Source organism: Microbacterium sp. Mcb102, assembly GCF_024519805.1.
GTDB lineage: Bacteria > Actinomycetota > Actinomycetes > Actinomycetales > Microbacteriaceae > Microbacterium.
The window spans coordinates 435777-451678 of sequence record NZ_JALJRG010000002.1; the positions used below are offsets into that span (position 1 = coordinate 435777).

The window sequence follows — 15902 nt, forward strand, 5'->3', positions numbered from 1 at the left end:
TGTCCTGCGATCAGTTCTTGCGGAGGGTGAGCGGATCGACGAAGGCGCCCTTCGAGAAGAAGCTCACGCCCTCCCCGAGCACCCACTTGGAGTCGGCGGCGATGGTGGGCACCCAGTCCGCGCGCTCGACCACGGATGCCTCGGCCTCGATCCAGAGCGGGCAGGAGTCCAGTCCGCCGACCTGCGACGCCTCGCCCTGCTTCTGCGCGTAGACGGGGTTGTTGATCGCACCGAAGTTCGGGCCCTCGGGAGCCGCCGGGCCGACGAAGAACGGACGGAAGCCGGTGGGCTGCGACGCTCCCATGGAGACGAAGCTGACGCTCCATCCGGTGCCGGAGTACAGCACGTCCACGGCCTGAGCCGGTCCGCGGTTGTCGAGTTCGACCTTCACGCCGAGGTCCTTCCAGGCGCTGGAGACGAGCTCGGATGCGGCGGAGGTGAACTCCATCTGCAGCAGCTGCACGCTCAGCGGCACGCCGTCCTTGGCGTAGATCCCGTCGTCGCCCTTCGCGTAACCGGCTTCTTCGAGCGTGGCGGATGCCGCCTCGATGCCGCCGGTGGGGATGACGTCGGCGATCGCCTTCTGGTCGACGCAGATGTTCGAGGGTGCGCGCAGGAAGTCGGCCACGTAGCCGAGCCCCTGGGTCTGCACCTGGGTGAGCTCCTCGAAATCGAGGGCCTGGGCGAGCGCACGACGCACGGCTTCGTCCTGCGTCGGGTAGCCGTCGCGCTCGTTGAACATCATCATCGTGACGCCGGTGTCGGCCACCTGCTCGGTGAAGCCCGACTCGCCCTCCAGCCGCGCGAGCTGATCGACCTGCAGCAGCGCGGTGTCGGCGTCGCCGCCCAGGAGCAGGTTCACCTGGGTGTTGAGGTCTTCGACGATGTTCAGGTTGACGGTCTTCGGGAGGTCCTTGACCGAGAACCCTTCCGGGCCCCAGGCGTAGTCGTCGTTGCGGGTGAGGGTGATGTGCGAGCCGGTGACGAACTCGTCGACGACGTAGGGGCCGGTGCCGTCGGAGCCGGTGGTGAGCACCGACGGGTCTTCCAGCGCCGAGTCGCACACGATCCCCAGCTGGGTGAACGAGGGCTCTGCACCCAGGAACGGCATGCCGACCGTGAGGGCGACGTCGACCGTGCGGGCGGTGTCGTCGTACTCGACGGTGAAGTCGGAGGAGCCGAAGAAGTTGTTCACGAGCGGGGCGTTGGTCTCCGGGTCCTTCCACCGCTCGAAGTTGCGGGCGACGGTGCCGGCGGTGATCTCGCTACCGTCGGCGCACATCGCGCCCTCCTTGATGACGAAGGAGGCAGACATCGGCGTGAAGTCCCACGACTCCGCGAGTCCGGGAATGGCCTCGCCGGTCTTCGGGTCTTCCCGGACGAGCGCCTCGTAGATGAGCCAGGTGGCCTGGCGTCCGCCGGTGCTGAACGCGAGTGCCGGGTCGATGCTGTTGACCGTGTCCGGAAGCAGCATGGTGAGCTTCGAGCTGTCACCACCTCCGCCGGATTCGCCGGGGATGGCGGGGGTGCACGCGGTGAGCGCCATTGCCAGGGCCAGGCCGGCCCCCACCGCAGCGGGGACGAGGCGCGGGGACTTCGGGGTAGTGCGCAAGGGTCCTCCAGGGTTCGGGGCGAGCGTCGTCGCCTTCGACAGTTTGTTGGGCGCTATTCAACACCATGACGAAGAACGTTCATGTAACAACTGTGTTACGGCGGTGATAACTCGCCCGAATACCCCGTGATTCCGGGAGAGAGCAGATCAGCCTCCTATCCGGGCCGGGCAAGAATTCATTGCAAATTTCTACAATCTGTGCCAAATTCCAGGTACCCAGAACTGTGGAGGGACCATGACGGATACCGCACCGCCGACGTCGGACACGACATCGCGCATCCCCGCGTTCACCGATGAGGAGCGGGCGCATGCCGCCACGATCGTCGACATCGTGGGTCCGATCATCGTGCCGCTGGCCCGCGCGCTCGCTCCTCGCACCGAGGTGCTGCTGCACGACCTCACCAAGATGCCCGGCACGATCGCCGCGATCGGCGGCAACATCACCGGGCGCGGCATCGGCGGCCCGGCCACCGATCTGGGCCTGCGCACGTTCTCCTCGGGGTGGAACGAGCACCTCATCGGCTACCGGACCGAGACGAACGACGGGTTGCCGATGCGCTCGTCCAGCATCTTCTTCCACGCCGCCAGTGGTCGACCCGTCGCCTGCCTGTGCCTGAACACCGACGTGAGCGAAGTGGTGCGCGCGCAGGAGCTGCTGCGCAGCCTGAGCGCCATCACGACCATCGATCCGTCGCTGCGATCCGAGACGATGACCGCCGAGAAGTTCCCCGCCTCCGTCGAGGATCTCGCGCAGGGCATCCTCGCCGAGGCCGTCACCGAGACCGGCATCCCGGTCGAGGCTATGAAGAAGCGGCACAAGGTGGAGGTGGTCCGGCAGCTGCGCGATCGCGGCTTCTTCACCATGCGCGAGGCCGTGCCGATCGCCGCCCAGAACCTCGGGGTCGGTCGGCACACCATCTACAACTATCTGAACGAGATCGAGGAATCCGCGGACGCCTCGAACGAAGAGGAATAGGGATTCGTGGACGAACGACGCGTCATCCGCTCCGCCACCTGCAACGGACGCCCGATCGACTACGCGATGAGCCTCGAGCAGATCCCGCTGCGCACGGCCGACGGCACCCAGGTCGGCACGCTGTCGGCGTTCTCGTACATCGCCGAGACCGACGCCGAGACCCGTCGGCACCGCCCCGTGCTGTTCCTCACCAATGGCGGCCCCGGCGCCGCGTCCAGCTACCTGCATCTCAGCGGCATCGGCCCGTTCCGCGCCCAGATCCCCGCCGACCTGGAGTCGGGTGTCCGCGCTCCCTACGGCATCGAGGAGAGCCCGTCGTCGCTGCTGGATACCGCGGATCTGGTGTTCATCGACGCTCCGGGGACGGGGTTCGGCACGGTGGCGGAGGGCGCAGACCTCACGCCCTTCTTCTCCATGGAGGGCGATGCCGAGGCGTTCGCCCGGGCCCTCACCGAGTGGGTGGGCCGGCATCGACGCTGGGATTCTCCGAAGTACTTCCTCGGCGAGAGCTACGGCACCCACCGGGCCGCGTTCCTCGCGTCGAGCACACACGGCATGTCGACGGTGCCGTTGGACGGCATCGCGCTGCTGGGCCAGGCGGTCAACATCCAAGAGACGGCCGAGCGACCCGGCAACGTGCCCGGCGCCCTGGCGAACGTGCCGTACAAGGCCGCGGTCGCCTGGTACCACGGAGCAGGATCGCGCGAGCACGCGTCCGTCGAGGATGCCATCCACGCCGCGCTCGACTACGCCTGGGGCGACCTCGCCACCGCCATGCTGCAGGGGACGTCACTGCCTGGCGCCGAGCTGCAGGCCGAGGCCGCCCGCCTGTCCGGCATGATCGGGATCCCCGCAGAGGAACTGGTCCGGTCTCGCCTCTGGATCTCCAAGACCGACTTCCGCAAGCGACTGCTCCGGGATCGCGGGCTCGAGGTCGGCGTGAACGACAGCCGCTACACCTCCCCCGCGACCGATCCCGGCTTCGGCGAGCTCGGACTCGACGCCGCCGGCACGCATCTCTCCCCTCGCTACACCGCGGCGTTCGCGCAGCTCTTCGAGGAGCTCTTCGACGACACCCCCGGCATCCCCTATCTCGTCCACGACGCGAACGCCGCCAGGGAATGGGAATGGGCGGATCAGGGCGGCGCCCTGTTCATGTCGATGGGCAAGCCGTCGCCGTTCCACACCTACCCGTACCCGGCCCGTCTGAGCCGGTGGATGAAGCAGATGCCGACCGGGCGCCTGTTCATCGGCACCGGGATCTACGACTCCCTCACCACCATCGGCTCGGCGGATCATCTGCTTCGTCAGTGGGACCTGCCGCGGGAGCGCGTGGTCTCGCACTGGTACGACGGCGGTCACATGATGTACAGCGAGAGAGACACGATCGTGAAGCTCAACGCCGATCTGCGCGACTTCGTGACGGGCGGCCACGAGTGACCGCCCCGGTCCGGAAGGCGCGCATCGGCGGCGCCGAGATCGAGTACCGCGGCACCGTCGGGGAGATCGACGTCTCCGACGGTCAAGACGGCCCCGGTGCGCGCTACGTCTACACCGAGTACATCCGCACCGACCTGACCGACGACGAACGCGCCGCGCGCCCCGTGCTGTTCGCGTTCAACGGCGGCCCCGGCTCGTCATCGGTATGGCTGCACCTGGGCCTCGGACCTCGACGGGTGGCCGACGCCGACACGCTGCATCCGCGGATGGCTCCCCCCTTCGCACTCGTCGACAACGACGACTCTCCGCTCGATGTCGCCGACCTGGTGTTCATCGATCCGCCCGGCACCGGTTACAGCAGGATCCACCCGGATGCCGATCGCGAACGCTTCCACGGTGTGGAGCAGGATGCCCGCGCGACTCTGGAGTTCATCGGTCGCTGGGTGCGGCGCCACCGCCGGGAGCAGTCGCCGCGCTTCGTGATGGGTGAGAGCTACGGCACGCATCGCGCGGCACGCATGTCGCGTCTCGCGAACGGCGGCCCGATGCGCGGAGGCACCACGAGGGCGACCTCGCTGAACGGCGCGATCGTGCTCGGGCCGGCGTTCGGACTCGGCGAACCCGCCTGGAGCAGCGACGTCCAGGCGGCACTGGAATTCCCCACGCTCGTGCACACCGCGCGCCACCACGGTGCCGTTTCCGACCTCTCCGATGACGACGTCTCGGATTTCGCCCGCACCGAGCTGCTCCCGGCGCTCGTCGCCGGAACGCAGCTGGAGGATGCGGAGCGGGAGGCACTCGCGGCGCGCATGGGCGGGCTGCTCGGACTCCCCGCCCCGGTGATCATCGAGCACGATCTGCGTATCAGCCCGGATGCCTTCGCCCGGCTCGCGTTGCGTGAGCAGGGTCGCCAGCTCGGAATGTACGACAGCCGCTACACGCTCGCCGCCGACGGCGCCGGTTCCGACCCTGTCGCCGACGACCCGGCGATGGGCGCATACGCTCCGCAGTTCACCGGAGCGATCCAGCACTATCTGCGCGAGGAACTCGGATACGAGAGCGACGACGAATACCGCGCCATCGACTTCCGTCTCGCGATGGGCGGCTGGGACTGGGACGGGCACGACTCACCCCACAGCAACTGCTTCGGCGACTTCACCGAGGCGGTGCGTCGCGACGAGCGCTTCGAGCTGATGATCGGCGTGGGCGAGTACGACCTCGTCACGACCAGGGCGGCGACCGAGTTCACCTTCACCCGCTTCCGGTTCGATCGCTCGCGCGTACACCTGAAGGTCTACGGATCCGGCCACATGCCCTATCTCGGAGAGGCACCCCGGGTCGCACTCGCTACGGACATCCGGGAGTTCATCCGCGTGGGCGCTGCGCCGTAGCTCGACAGATCCCTCCGATGACGACGCGGCTACGCTGAGACGTATGGCAGACGATGTTCGCAATGTGCTCGAAGCTCTCTCCACGATCGACGAGCACTGGCAGCCGCATCGGCTCACCAGCATCAACGACTACGACGTCAAGGTGGTCAAGCTGCAGGGCGAGTTCGTCTGGCACACCCACCCCGACACCGATGAGCTGTTCATGGTCGTCAGCGGTCAGCTGACGATCCAGCTCCGCGACCGCGATGTCGTACTGAACCCGAATGACGTGTTCGTCGTGCCGCGCGGAGTCGAGCACTGCCCGAAGGCGACCGACGAGGTGCACGCGATCCTGTTCGAGCCGAAGGGCACGGTGAACACCGGAGACGCCGGCGGCGACATGACCTCAGACTTGCACGAATTCGACTGACATCTGTCCGTCGCTCAGACCCTCGGCCACTCGCTGGTCAGGTAGGCCTCGACGGCGCGGTGCCGGAAGCTGTAGGGCTTGCCCCTGTCGATGACGCCGCGCACGGTTTCCAGGCGTTGGGCTGTGGGGCCCACCTCGGTCACTTTCGAGAACCCCATCGCCTCGGCGATGCGGGTGGCTGTGCGCTCCGGGGCAGGCAGCGCTGACATCACCTGGAGGAACTGGCGCTCTCGGGCGGGGAGTCGTTCGAGGATCCGTTCCACGTGCGCGGTCGCTTCCCGTTGGGCGCCCTGCCAGCCGCGGCGGACCTGGTCTGCGGTGATCGTCGGAGTGGAATCTGCGTACCAGGACTGCTCACCGGCAAGCTGGAACAGGAACGGCTCTCCGCGGCAGACGTCGACGATGAGCGCTGCCGCGTCGGGGTCCATCCGCACGCGAGTTGATCCGCCGGTGCCGTCGGGAACTGCCCACCCCTCGAGGACGAACTCCTGAAGCGCTTGGGCAAGATCCTCGTCGTCGATGGCCGACAGAGTGGTGGTCTTGAAACGGCGGGCAAAGGTCGCCCCCATGCGGGCACCAGCCATGTCTTCGAAATCCGGGAGGCCGGTGAGGTAGACGGCGATCGGCAACGAGCGGCTGACGCGTGCGCCACCGGGCACGGCGACCTCGACCTGGTGCGTGAGGGCGTCTCCGAGTGCGATGAGCAGCTGGGACAGCGCCTTTTCATCGGTGATGTTCTGCACCTCGTCGATGTGGATCAGCGCCATGGCACGGCCGTTGGCGATCGCGGCGAGACCGACTTCGATCAGCAGCTCGGTGAGAGCCGTGAAGGGCTCGGGCCCGTCGACACCGCGAAGCGTGAGGGAGATGCCGGAGACGGCGACGGCCTGCACGCGTGCGATGGCATCGCCGATGCGCTTCTCACGCGACGAGGAGAGTCCCGCGTCGGTCGCGAGCTTCAGCACGGCTCCGGCGACGAGCTTCAGAGGGTCAGCTCCGGTGGGGATGCGCAGCTGCGGGGTGACCCAGTCGCCGGCACGCGATGCTTCCTGAGCGATGCGTCGCACCAGCGTCGACTTCCCGAGCCCCGGCTCCCCGAGGATCGTTCTGCCGCGCTCCGGTAGACCCGCGAGGCGGCGAGGACGCACAACATCGCGCCAGTCACTCAACTGCGCGGTGCGTCCTGCCCACACCTCGGGGATGGTGTCAGAGCCAGGGCTGAAGGGGTTGTCGAGTGCATCACGCATGTTGATAACATTATCAACGCACTGCAACCTTGATAAGGTTATCGGCCCATCGGGTCGCTCAGACCACGAGCGCCAGCACCGCGAGCACGATGGCTGCGACCGACGAGAGCGAGCGCACGCCGTTCAGGACGTTCCAGCGCCGTTCGAACGCCACGCGCGCAGCCGTCGATGACGACGTGGAGCCATCCAGGGCATTGTTCAACGGGACGTTGCCGGCGCCCGTGACGACGATCACCCCGACGAAGAAGATGACGCCCGACGCGACGAGCATCCATCCGCGCGCGTCGTCCAGATCGAGGAGCCCCGCCCACACGAGCGGGACCGGCGGCAGGAAGATCGGCAGCAGGAACAGCGGGTTCACGACAGCGCGGTTGATCGACCTCATCGACGAGACGAAGGTCTCGTCGTCGGTACGCCCCAGCCCCGGCATCACCCCCGTCGAGAACGACCAGAACGTTCCGCCTCCGAGCGCGAGAAGAACGAGACCGAGGGCGGCGAGGATGTCGGAGAGGTCCACGTCCTGCAATCTACACACCGCGCGGCAGCGTGTGACCCGCGGCCGCACGATGAGCGCGCACCCGGCCGCGTGACGCGCATGCCGGGGCCGGGCACCAGCGCCGACGGCCGGACGGATTCAAGAGCGCCTTCAGCTCCCGCGTGAGCCGGTGTGCCCTGTCAGTTCTTGGGGAGGGCGAGGGCGGCGATGAGCGCGTTCGTGAGCACCGCGCTCATCGTGCGGGCCACGGCCTCAGCCGCGGCTGCGGCACCCCAGTCGCCGCGCTCGATCGCCTTGGCGCGCGTGAAGACGTCGCCGCTCCACGGGATCTCCCTGTGGAACTGCGGCAGGGTTCCGCTCGCCGACAGGAGGGCGATGCTCGCGGCTGTGCGGATGTCGGGTGTCTCGCCGTCGGTCAGCACGGAGCGCACCCGCTCGATCAACACGGCACGTCGGTCGCTTCCCAGGGCGAGCTTCGTCGTCGGGAAGATTCCGAGCGATCTGCCGTGTTCCCTGGTGAGGTCGCCGCGCTCCACGAGGCGGTCGAGGACCGGTGCACGCAGGTTCGGGCCGATCGCCGCGAGCACCGTCTGCGCATCGCGCGGCTTCCGTTCGATGTACTCGAGCCCGGGCACGAGCAGCTCGTCGGGCGCGGCGTGAGCGTCGAGCGCGTGGATGCGGCTCGTGAGCGCTCCCTCGTTGCGCATCTCGATCCGCTCCTGCAGCGCCAGGTCGCCCAGCGCAGCGCCGCCGAGCACGTAGAAGAGGATGTTCTCCCCGGCGATGGACCCCGAATCGGGCTGGAAGAGCAGGAGCAGCACGTCTTCGACGAGCAGGGGCTCGCCGAGGTGCGGGTCGGGCGAATCGTTCGTGGAGCGGGCGTCGGGCTGGTCCGTCATCATCTCTCTCCTTCTTCGGGTGCGGCATCGGCGAGTGCAGCGTCGTCTGATGCAGCGTCGTCGCTCGGTGCGGCGCTCGACCCGAACGCCTGCTCCCTGGCGAGCGCGGATGCTCGGCCGAGCACGTCGAGCTGCGCCTCGTTGTACAGCCCACCGACGGTCTCCAGGAAAGCCTGCGCCGTGACGCGCGGGCCCTTCGACAGATGCTCGGTCGGCTCGCTGAGCCACGGGTAGTCGGTGAGGTGCTGCGCGATCACCGGCGCGAACATCTCTGCCACGCGCTGACGCGTCTGGTCATCCGCCTCCGCGGTGAGCGCTTCGAACTCTGCACTGCCGTCGTCGGATTCCGTCTCGACCATCGTGCGCAGATCCGCCATCGCCTCCGTGTCGTACAGCTGCTCGTAGACGAGCATGAGCGACCGCTCGGTGGTCGACAGTCTCCCCGCGACGTCCTCGAACCCGGCAGGCAGGTCGGTCGTCGATGCTCCGTCGACGATGGCGCGGATCTCGGCCCGTGCCCGCTGCAGCCGCTCGATGCTCGCGGCGAGGTCGGCGTCGATCGCGAGCAGCGCCTCTTTCGTGGTGTCCCCCGCAGAGCCGACGGACTCGATCTGGGCCAACGGGACGCCGAGGTCGCGAAGCCGCCGGATCTGCAGCAGCCGGACGAGATGCCGAGCGCGGTACTGCTTGTAGCCGTTCGACATCCGCTCCGGCTCCTCGAGCAGGCCGGAGCGGTGGTAGTGACGCACCGTGTTCACGGTCGTCCCCGCGAGCTCGGCGAGTTCACTCGTACTCCAGGGCATCCGTCCATCCTTCTGTCGGCACTCAGGGCCGGGGTCTCGGTCGTGGCGCTCAGCACCATTCAAGACCCTGTTCTCGGAACAGGGTCAAGACCCGACGTCGATCTGCCGAGGTCGCTTGACCCTGTGCTGTGAACAGGGTCTGTACTGCTTCTCGTGCCCCGCGCCGGCTTCCGGCCGCGCCTGAAGAGAAAGAGACACCGCCATGGTGGACAACCCGTACGAGTGGCTGCAGAGTGCCATCGACCAGCTGCCGGAGTTCCTGCAGCCGCTCCTCGTCATGCTGGCGGGCGCGATCCCCTACATCGAGGGCGAAGGCGCCGCCGGCCTCGGCATCCTCGCAGGGATCAACCCGATCGTCGCCGCCGTCGCGGGAGCAACGGGAAACATCCTGTGCGTCATCGGAGTGGTCTTCCTCGGTGCACGCATGAGAGAGGGCGTCGTGTCGCGGAAAGCAGCCCGCACCGAGGCGATGCGCCTCGAGCCCTCCCTCGTCGGCGGATCTGGCACGGCGCCGGCTCCCGGCGGAACGTCGCCGAGCGACGCGGATCCGGAGAAGCCGTCACGGAAGACGAAGGGACGGGCCAAGCTCGGTCGCTGGCTGGTGCGCTTCGGCGTTCCCGGCGCGAGCATCCTGGCTCCGCTCGCCCTGCCCACGATGCTGACGGCGGCGTTCTTCGTCGCGTCCGGGGTGAGCAAGCGATGGGTGATCCTGTGGCAGGTCGTCGCGATCGTCTTGTGGACGAGCCTCATCGCCGCCGCGGCAACCGGCGCACTCGCCCTCCTCGGCTGGTGATCACTCCGACAGGGAGTGGCCGAGCACGGAGAACGTCGCGACCTGAGCCGCCGTGGCGCTCGCCCCGCGCCTGCTCACCAGCAGACCGACGACCGACTCGGTGACGAGCATCAGCGCGGCGCGCGAGGTGTAGAGGAGCTCGTCGCGGAACGAGTCGTTGATCGGGGCGACGACCAGAGCCACATCGGCCATCTCGGCGACCGGTGAGCGCGGGAACGACGTGATCGCGAGCACCCGGGCGCCGCTCGCCCGGGCGGCCGTCATCACGTCGATCGATGCGCGATTCACCCCCGACCCGGACACGACCAGGCAGGCCGAGCCGGCGCCGAGCTGCGACGCGGTGATCTGCTGGCCGAGGGTGTCCGCCACGTACTCGGCGGGTCGACCGGCCGAGGTCAGGCGCATCGAGAGATCGGCGCCGACCGGCGCGGAGAGACCGTTGGCCGCGACGAGCAGCCGCGTCGCACCATCGAGCTCGCCGACGAAGGCCGCCAGGGTCTCCTCGGTGACCGCGGAGACGGTGTGCGCCAGGCGGGACGCGAAGCGGTCGACCGCACCACGAAGCGCCCCGAGCATCGTGGCATCGGCCGCGGCATCCTGCGATGGCGCCGAACTCGCCCGCTCGCGCGCGAGCGCCACCCGCAGCTGCGGGTAACCGTCGTAGCCGAGGGTCTGGGCAGTGCGCACCACGGTGGTGCGACCGACCTCGACGGCATCCGCGATCTCCTGCGCCGTGCGCTCGATCGAGATGTCGACATCGGCGGCGATCGCTTCGGCCACACGACGCTCGCTCGGCTGCATCGACGGAGCCAGCATCGCGATGCGCGCCGTCGGCGGCGTCTCAGCGGGTCCCTGCCACATCGGCGCGCTCCTTCTCCGGTTCCACGATCGCCTTGACCCGCGGGCCGCGCATGATCCGGCGGCGGATCGCACCGGAGACCGCATCCATCAGCATCGTCGCGATGACGACCACGATCAGCAGCATCCCGACCGTATCCCACTCGCGGAAGTTCGTGTAGTTCGCGAGCATGCTGCCGATTCCCCCCGCACCGACGAGTCCGAGGACCGCCGAGGTGCGGATGTTGATCTCGAAACGGTAGAGCGCGAACGACAGCAGCGTCGGGGCCGCCGCGGGCCAGAGCGCCCACCGCGTCACCTGCGCCGTGTTGCCACCGGCAGCCTTGACGGCCTCGGATGCGCCCTCCTGAACCGACTCGACCGTCTCGTAGACCCACTTGGCCTGCGTGCCGATTCCGGCGATCGCCAGCGCCAACGCACCGGTGAACGGGGTGAGCCCGGTGACGGTGAGCAACAGCAGCGCGATGATGACTTCGGGCACGGCGCGGATCACGGCGAACACCCCGCGGAGCGGCAGCCGCACCCAGACCGGTCCGACGTTGTTCGCGGCGAGCATGCCGAGCGGGATCGACACGATCACGCAGCCGATCGCGCCGATCCAGGCCATCGAGATCGACCGCCACGTCTCGAACAGCGCCTGCGGCAGCTTCTCCCAGTTGGGGTCGGCGAACATGAGCGTCAGGTAGTGCGCGATCTGTCCGGGCAGCGCGCCGAGGTCATTCCACGGGATCGGCAATCCTGCGGCGGCAGCCAGGACCACGACGCCGACGATGACGGCGACGACGGTCGGGACGAGACGGGACGGATGCCGGGGCAGCTCGAGCCCGATGCCCCGTGCGGTGGTCGAGAGCGTCATACCAATCGCCTCCGCAGGAAATTCGAGAACACTTCGATCAGCACCACGACGACGAGGATCTCGAGCACGATCACCGCGACGTCGTCGTAGGCGTAGAACGCCCGCCGCTCGTCGAGGAGTCGGCCGATGCCGCCCGCGCCGACGATGCCGAGGATCGCCGAGATGCGCACGTTGAGCTCGAGCGTGTACAGCCACTGGTTCGCGAAGAGCGGCCAGGTCTGCGGCAGCACGACGCTGCGGTTGATCTGCGTCTGGCCGCCGCCGGTGGCGCGTCCGGCCTCGATGACCGGGAGATCGGTGGAGTCGATCGCCTCCGACACGAGCTTGACGATGATGCCGATGTCGAACAGGAACAGGGTGAGCAGGCCGGGCAGCGCACCGACGCCGACCATCGCGACCAGGACGGTCGCGTACACGAGGTCGGGGACGGAGCGGATGACGTTGATGACGGTCCGCACCGCGATGCGGGACGGACTGTTCGGGTTGGTCGGAGCGGCGGCCCACAGCGTCAGCGGCACGGAGACCGCGGCGGCCACCGCTGCACCGACCACGGCCATCTGGAGCGTCTCGAGCATGGGCCCGAACGTGCGCGGCAGGAACGAGAAGTCCGGCTGCAGGAACTGCACGAGCAGCGCGGACCCGTTGTCCCAGTTGCGGATGAGCGCACCGAAGTCGAGCTCGATGCCGCCGATCGCCGGGATGCAGGTGGCGACGGTGAACGCGGCGAAGGCCAGGACGACGAGGCTGGTGCGCAGCCTGGAGGTGGGCTTGGGCGGCACGACGAGGGGGCGGGGCTCGGTGATCATGCGCCGAGCACATCCCTCGGCTGGATCGGACGCCCGTAGATCTGCTCGAAGTCGTGGTCTGCGGCATCCGCTGCCGGCCCGTCGTAGACGACCTCGCCGGCCCGCAGGCCGATCATGCGCGTCGTGTACTGACGTGCCAGGTCCATCAGGTGGATGTTGACGAGCACGGTGAGGTGCTCCTCGACGTTGACGCGGCGCAGGTCGTGCATGACCGCGTGCGCGGTGGGCGGGTCGAGGCTGGCGACCGGCTCGTCGGCGAGCATGACGCTCGGCTGCTGCGTCAGAGCCCGGGCGATCGCGACGCGCTGCTTCTGGCCCCCGGAGAGCTGACCTGCGCGGCTCCAGACCTTCTCGAGCATGCCGACCGAGTCGAGTGCGCGCAGGGCGAGCTCGCGATCCTGCACCGTGCTCAGGCCGAGCACGGTCCGCCAGGTCGCAGTGTGAGCGAACCGACCGACCAGCACGTTGCGGTAGACGCTGGCCCGATCGGCGAGGTTGAACCCCTGGAAGATCATTCCGATGTGCCCTCGGGTCTCACGCAGGCGTCGTCCGCGCATGCCGGTGACCGCATGCGGGCCGACGGTGACTGTACCGCTCGTCACCGGCACGAGACCGTTGATCGTGCGGATCAGCGTGGACTTGCCCGAGCCGGAGAGGCCGACCACCGAGACCATCTCGCCGGCGGCGATGTCGAGGGACACACCGCGGAGGGCGCGGGTGCCGTTGGGATAGGTGACCGAGACGTCGTCGAGACGGATCGACCACGACGCGGAGGCCGGGAGCAGGGCTCCGGCCTCCGCGCGCTGCGGATCAGTGTGCATGTTCTCAGTTCTGCGTGTCAGTTCGAGAACTCGGCGAGGATCTCGCCGTAGCGGGTGATCTCGTCCTCGGCGGTCTCGCTGGTCCAGTCGGAGAGCCCGACGAGGTCGAACATCACGGACGCCGCCTCTTCGGACGAGTCGGCGTAGCCGTCCAGCAGCTCGGTGAGCTCCGCGACGAGGTCGTCGGGAAGTGTCGAGGTGACCGCGACGCCGCCGTTGGGGATCATCTCCGTGTAGGCGAAGGCCACGACCTTCTCGGCGATGTCCGGGGCCTCTTCGGTCACGGTCGTGCGGGCGTCCCAGTATGCGAACGAGACCTCGGCGTCGCCGTTGTACACGGCGAGGACCGCGTTGTTGTTGCCTTCGACGGGCACCTGCGTGATGCCGGCATCCGTGTCGACGCCCTGTTCGCGCATCGCGACGACGGGGTACTGGTAACCGGCCGGCGACGTGGCTGCCTGCAGGGCGACCTTCGTGCCGTCGGAGATCTCACCGAGCGCCTCGATGCCGGCGGGACCGGAGCCGGTCGCGTCGGCGGCGGCCTCTTCGATGCCGTTGCAGTAGGAGAGCTCGATGCCGCTGGCCGCGTAGGTCGACATGACCGGCTCGTCCTCGCAGTACTTGTCGGGGTTGTTCGTGTACGCCACCGAGGCGTACGAGGTGGCGCCGAAGCGCACGTCGCGGAGGATGAGCTCGGCGTCGTAGCGCTCGGTCGCGTTGTACAGCGATCCGGCGTCGGTGATGATGACCTGCGCCTGGTCGGTGCCGAGGGCCTCGACCGTGGCGGCGTAGTCGGAGGCGACGACCCCCTTCACCTCGATGTCGAGGTTCTCGGACAGGTACGTGGTGAGCGGGTCGAGGGCCTGGGCGAGGTCTTCGCCCTCGACCGACGGGACCAGCGAAAGGGTGATGGAGGACGGCCATTCGGTCGTCTCGTCTGCCGTCTCGTCGGGTGCGCTGCTGCTGCAGCCGGCGAGCGCCAGGACGGCGACGGCGGCGATGCCCGTGGTGAGCAAGGACTTACGCATTCGGATCGTGCCTTTCGGTGAGGGTGGTGCTGCGGGGGGTACTGGAAGCCGCAGTCGCGGCCCAGGCTTCGATGTCGCCGTACAGGTCGGCGATGGTCCGGCCGCGCATCGTGACGGCGGCCGGGGAGCGTTCGGCGGTGGCGCCGACGAGCGCCGTGGCTGCGCCCTGCGCGGCGGCCGGTGCGAGGTCGAACTCGAAGATGTCGCCGACCGAGAGCACCGGCCCTTCGGCGATCGCCGCCTGGATGATGGGGATGAGCCCCGAGGGCTTGCCGACCGTGAAGTGCAGGTCGTCGAACAGGGGGGTGATGCCCCACCCCTCCAGCACGGGGCGGATGCCGGCACCGGGCGCATTGGTCGCGAGCACCAGCCGGACCCGCGGGTGGACACGGGTCAGGAAGTCGGCGAGCCCTGCCGGTGGCGCGATCGCCGCGTGCTCGGAGCCCAGCAGCGCCCGCGACGACTGGTAGGCGGCCTCGAGCGCATCGGCGGTCACTCCCTGCCCGGTCGCGAGTGTGCTGATCACGTCGTAGCCATCGCGGGCGTCGGTCTCGCCGCGTTCGAACGCGGCGAGGTCGGACATCGCGCGATCCGCGAACGTCGGGTCGTCGGCGGAGATGGCGACGGCGCGGGCGAAGGCTTCGAGCGGTCCCGCGCCGAGCGCGATGGTGCCGTCGAAGTCGAGGACGATAGTGGGGAGCACGGTTCTCCTGGTCAGGATCGGGACGATGCGTCCATAGTTGCAGTCGTTTATGGACGATACGACCATCCTGTGTGAACAGTGCGTGAACTCCCGTTCCGGTGCGGGCATCCGCGCCCGCTACGCTCATCGTCGTGATCGAACGACTGGATGCCGCGGCTACCGCGCACGACGCCGCCGACGTGCTGTCGATGTTCGACTGGCTCGGTCCGGCGATCGATGCCGATGCTCGGGACGAGCGCTTCGCCCGCTGGGGCCGATCCACCGCCGTGGACGAGAACGTCGGAGCGCCGGTGCTGTCACGGTCGACCTTCGAAGCGCTGCACGACCGCGCAGGTCTGGACACGGCGTGGCCGGTCGGCAACGCCGGACTGCTGCACGTGTACGGCTATCTGCTCTCGACCACGCCCACTCCGTACGGCCTGAAGCGCGATCGCTGGCTCGGCGATGAGCTGGCCCGCGCGTGCGGACTGGCCCCCGATGCCTTCGTCCCCTGGATCGGCGAACGCACACTCCTCGACCGCGTGACCGAGGTCGCCGAGACCCTGATCGCCGGCGTGCCGGTGCGGCGGCAACGACTCGGCGACGTGGATGCCGTCGTCGCGGTCGCCGATCGGCGGCCGCACCCCTCGGCGCTCGCCTACGCGCTCGATTCCCCCGCACAGGGTCGCCGACTCATCACGATGTTCCCCGTCGCCGACCCGACCGCGCTGCTCGCCGACCTCGACGCCTCACCCCCGCGCCTCCGTTGGAACGCCGAGGGCTGA

The 15902-nt window shown here is 68.6% G+C and carries 18 protein-coding genes; 6 read left to right on the top strand and 12 right to left on the bottom strand.

What is annotated here, in order from left to right; all coding sequences use genetic code 11:
- Positions 1 to 10: 10 nt before the first annotated feature.
- Positions 11 to 1612 (bottom strand): ABC transporter substrate-binding protein, encoded by a 1602-nt coding sequence (locus tag OC372_RS08400; protein ID WP_262001496.1) that lies wholly within the window; start codon positions 1610 to 1612, stop codon positions 11 to 13.
- Between the two features lie 235 nt (positions 1613 to 1847).
- On the opposite strand from OC372_RS08400, the gene OC372_RS08405 reads away from it, so the two are divergent.
- From OC372_RS08405 to OC372_RS08420, 4 genes are read left to right on the top strand one after another with little or no spacing between them, the layout of a single operon-like run.
- The gene (locus tag OC372_RS08405) at positions 1848 to 2588 is read left to right on the top strand and encodes a transcriptional regulator (protein ID WP_091029785.1); all 741 of its coding nucleotides are present in this window, start codon (positions 1848 to 1850) and stop codon (positions 2586 to 2588) included.
- A 6-nt stretch (positions 2589 to 2594) separates the two neighbouring features.
- Positions 2595 to 4028: a S10 family serine carboxypeptidase-like protein gene (locus OC372_RS08410; RefSeq protein WP_262001497.1), complete on the top strand. Its 1434-nt coding sequence runs from the start codon at positions 2595 to 2597 to the stop codon at positions 4026 to 4028.
- The gene (locus OC372_RS08415) at positions 4025 to 5419 is read left to right on the top strand and encodes a S10 family peptidase (protein ID WP_262001498.1); all 1395 of its coding nucleotides are present in this window, start codon (positions 4025 to 4027) and stop codon (positions 5417 to 5419) included. The genes OC372_RS08410 and OC372_RS08415 overlap by 4 nt, the downstream gene beginning before the upstream one ends.
- A gap of 43 nt (positions 5420 to 5462) precedes the next feature.
- Positions 5463 to 5828 (top strand): cupin domain-containing protein, encoded by a 366-nt coding sequence (locus tag OC372_RS08420; protein ID WP_029262391.1) that lies wholly within the window; start codon positions 5463 to 5465, stop codon positions 5826 to 5828.
- Between the two features lie 14 nt (positions 5829 to 5842).
- On the opposite strand, the gene OC372_RS08425 is transcribed toward OC372_RS08420, so the two are convergent.
- Genes OC372_RS08425 through OC372_RS08440 form a run of 5 tightly spaced genes read right to left on the bottom strand, consistent with a single transcriptional unit; the run spans position 5843 to position 9273 of the window.
- Positions 5843 to 7075 (bottom strand): ATP-binding protein, encoded by a 1233-nt coding sequence (locus OC372_RS08425; RefSeq protein ID WP_262001499.1) that lies wholly within the window; start codon positions 7073 to 7075, stop codon positions 5843 to 5845.
- 58 nt (positions 7076 to 7133) lie between these two features.
- On the bottom strand, positions 7134 to 7592 hold the full coding sequence (locus OC372_RS08430) for a DUF1772 domain-containing protein (RefSeq protein ID WP_262001500.1): 459 nt from the start codon (positions 7590 to 7592) through the stop codon (positions 7134 to 7136).
- A 10-nt stretch (positions 7593 to 7602) separates the two neighbouring features.
- Positions 7603 to 7713 (bottom strand): CGNR zinc finger domain-containing protein, encoded by a 111-nt coding sequence (locus OC372_RS19365; RefSeq protein ID WP_197021053.1) that lies wholly within the window; start codon positions 7711 to 7713, stop codon positions 7603 to 7605.
- 37 nt (positions 7714 to 7750) lie between these two features.
- Positions 7751 to 8473, bottom strand: a complete 723-nt coding sequence (locus OC372_RS08435; RefSeq protein ID WP_262001501.1) for a GOLPH3/VPS74 family protein — start codon at positions 8471 to 8473, stop codon at positions 7751 to 7753.
- On the bottom strand, positions 8470 to 9273 hold the full coding sequence (locus OC372_RS08440; protein WP_262001502.1) for a MerR family transcriptional regulator: 804 nt from the start codon (positions 9271 to 9273) through the stop codon (positions 8470 to 8472). Before OC372_RS08440 ends, OC372_RS08435 begins: the two co-directional genes overlap by 4 nt.
- Before the next feature lie 202 nt (positions 9274 to 9475).
- On the opposite strand from OC372_RS08440, the gene OC372_RS08445 reads away from it, so the two are divergent.
- Positions 9476 to 10066: a small multidrug efflux protein gene (locus tag OC372_RS08445; RefSeq protein WP_262001503.1), complete on the top strand. Its 591-nt coding sequence runs from the start codon at positions 9476 to 9478 to the stop codon at positions 10064 to 10066.
- On the opposite strand, the gene OC372_RS08450 is transcribed toward OC372_RS08445, so the two are convergent.
- Genes OC372_RS08450 through OC372_RS08475 form a run of 6 tightly spaced genes read right to left on the bottom strand, consistent with a single transcriptional unit; the run spans position 10067 to position 15138 of the window.
- Positions 10067 to 10927, bottom strand: coding sequence for a MurR/RpiR family transcriptional regulator (locus tag OC372_RS08450; protein WP_262001504.1), 861 nt, complete (start codon positions 10925 to 10927; stop codon positions 10067 to 10069).
- Positions 10908 to 11780 carry a phosphonate ABC transporter, permease protein PhnE gene (gene phnE, locus OC372_RS08455; RefSeq protein WP_262001505.1) on the bottom strand — a complete coding sequence of 291 codons (873 nt, stop codon included), beginning with the start codon at positions 11778 to 11780 and terminating at the stop codon, positions 10908 to 10910. The genes OC372_RS08450 and phnE (OC372_RS08455) overlap by 20 nt, the downstream gene beginning before the upstream one ends.
- On the bottom strand, positions 11777 to 12586 hold the full coding sequence (phnE, locus tag OC372_RS08460) for a phosphonate ABC transporter, permease protein PhnE (RefSeq protein ID WP_262001506.1): 810 nt from the start codon (positions 12584 to 12586) through the stop codon (positions 11777 to 11779). The genes phnE (OC372_RS08455) and phnE (OC372_RS08460) overlap by 4 nt, the downstream gene beginning before the upstream one ends.
- Positions 12583 to 13407 (bottom strand): phosphonate ABC transporter ATP-binding protein, encoded by an 825-nt coding sequence (gene phnC / locus OC372_RS08465; RefSeq protein ID WP_262001507.1) that lies wholly within the window; start codon positions 13405 to 13407, stop codon positions 12583 to 12585. Before phnC ends, phnE (OC372_RS08460) begins: the two co-directional genes overlap by 4 nt.
- Before the next feature lie 17 nt (positions 13408 to 13424).
- Positions 13425 to 14435 (bottom strand): phosphate/phosphite/phosphonate ABC transporter substrate-binding protein, encoded by a 1011-nt coding sequence (phnD, locus tag OC372_RS08470; protein WP_105712321.1) that lies wholly within the window; start codon positions 14433 to 14435, stop codon positions 13425 to 13427.
- A complete protein-coding gene (locus OC372_RS08475) occupies positions 14428 to 15138 on the bottom strand; it encodes an HAD family hydrolase (protein ID WP_262001508.1) in 711 nt (236 codons plus the stop codon). Before OC372_RS08475 ends, phnD begins: the two co-directional genes overlap by 8 nt.
- Positions 15139 to 15269: 131 nt before the next feature.
- Here OC372_RS08475 and OC372_RS08480 point away from each other — a divergent pair, with 131 nt between their 5' ends.
- Complete coding sequence (locus tag OC372_RS08480) at positions 15270 to 15902, top strand: amino acid deaminase (RefSeq protein ID WP_262001509.1); 633 nt, start codon at positions 15270 to 15272, stop codon at positions 15900 to 15902.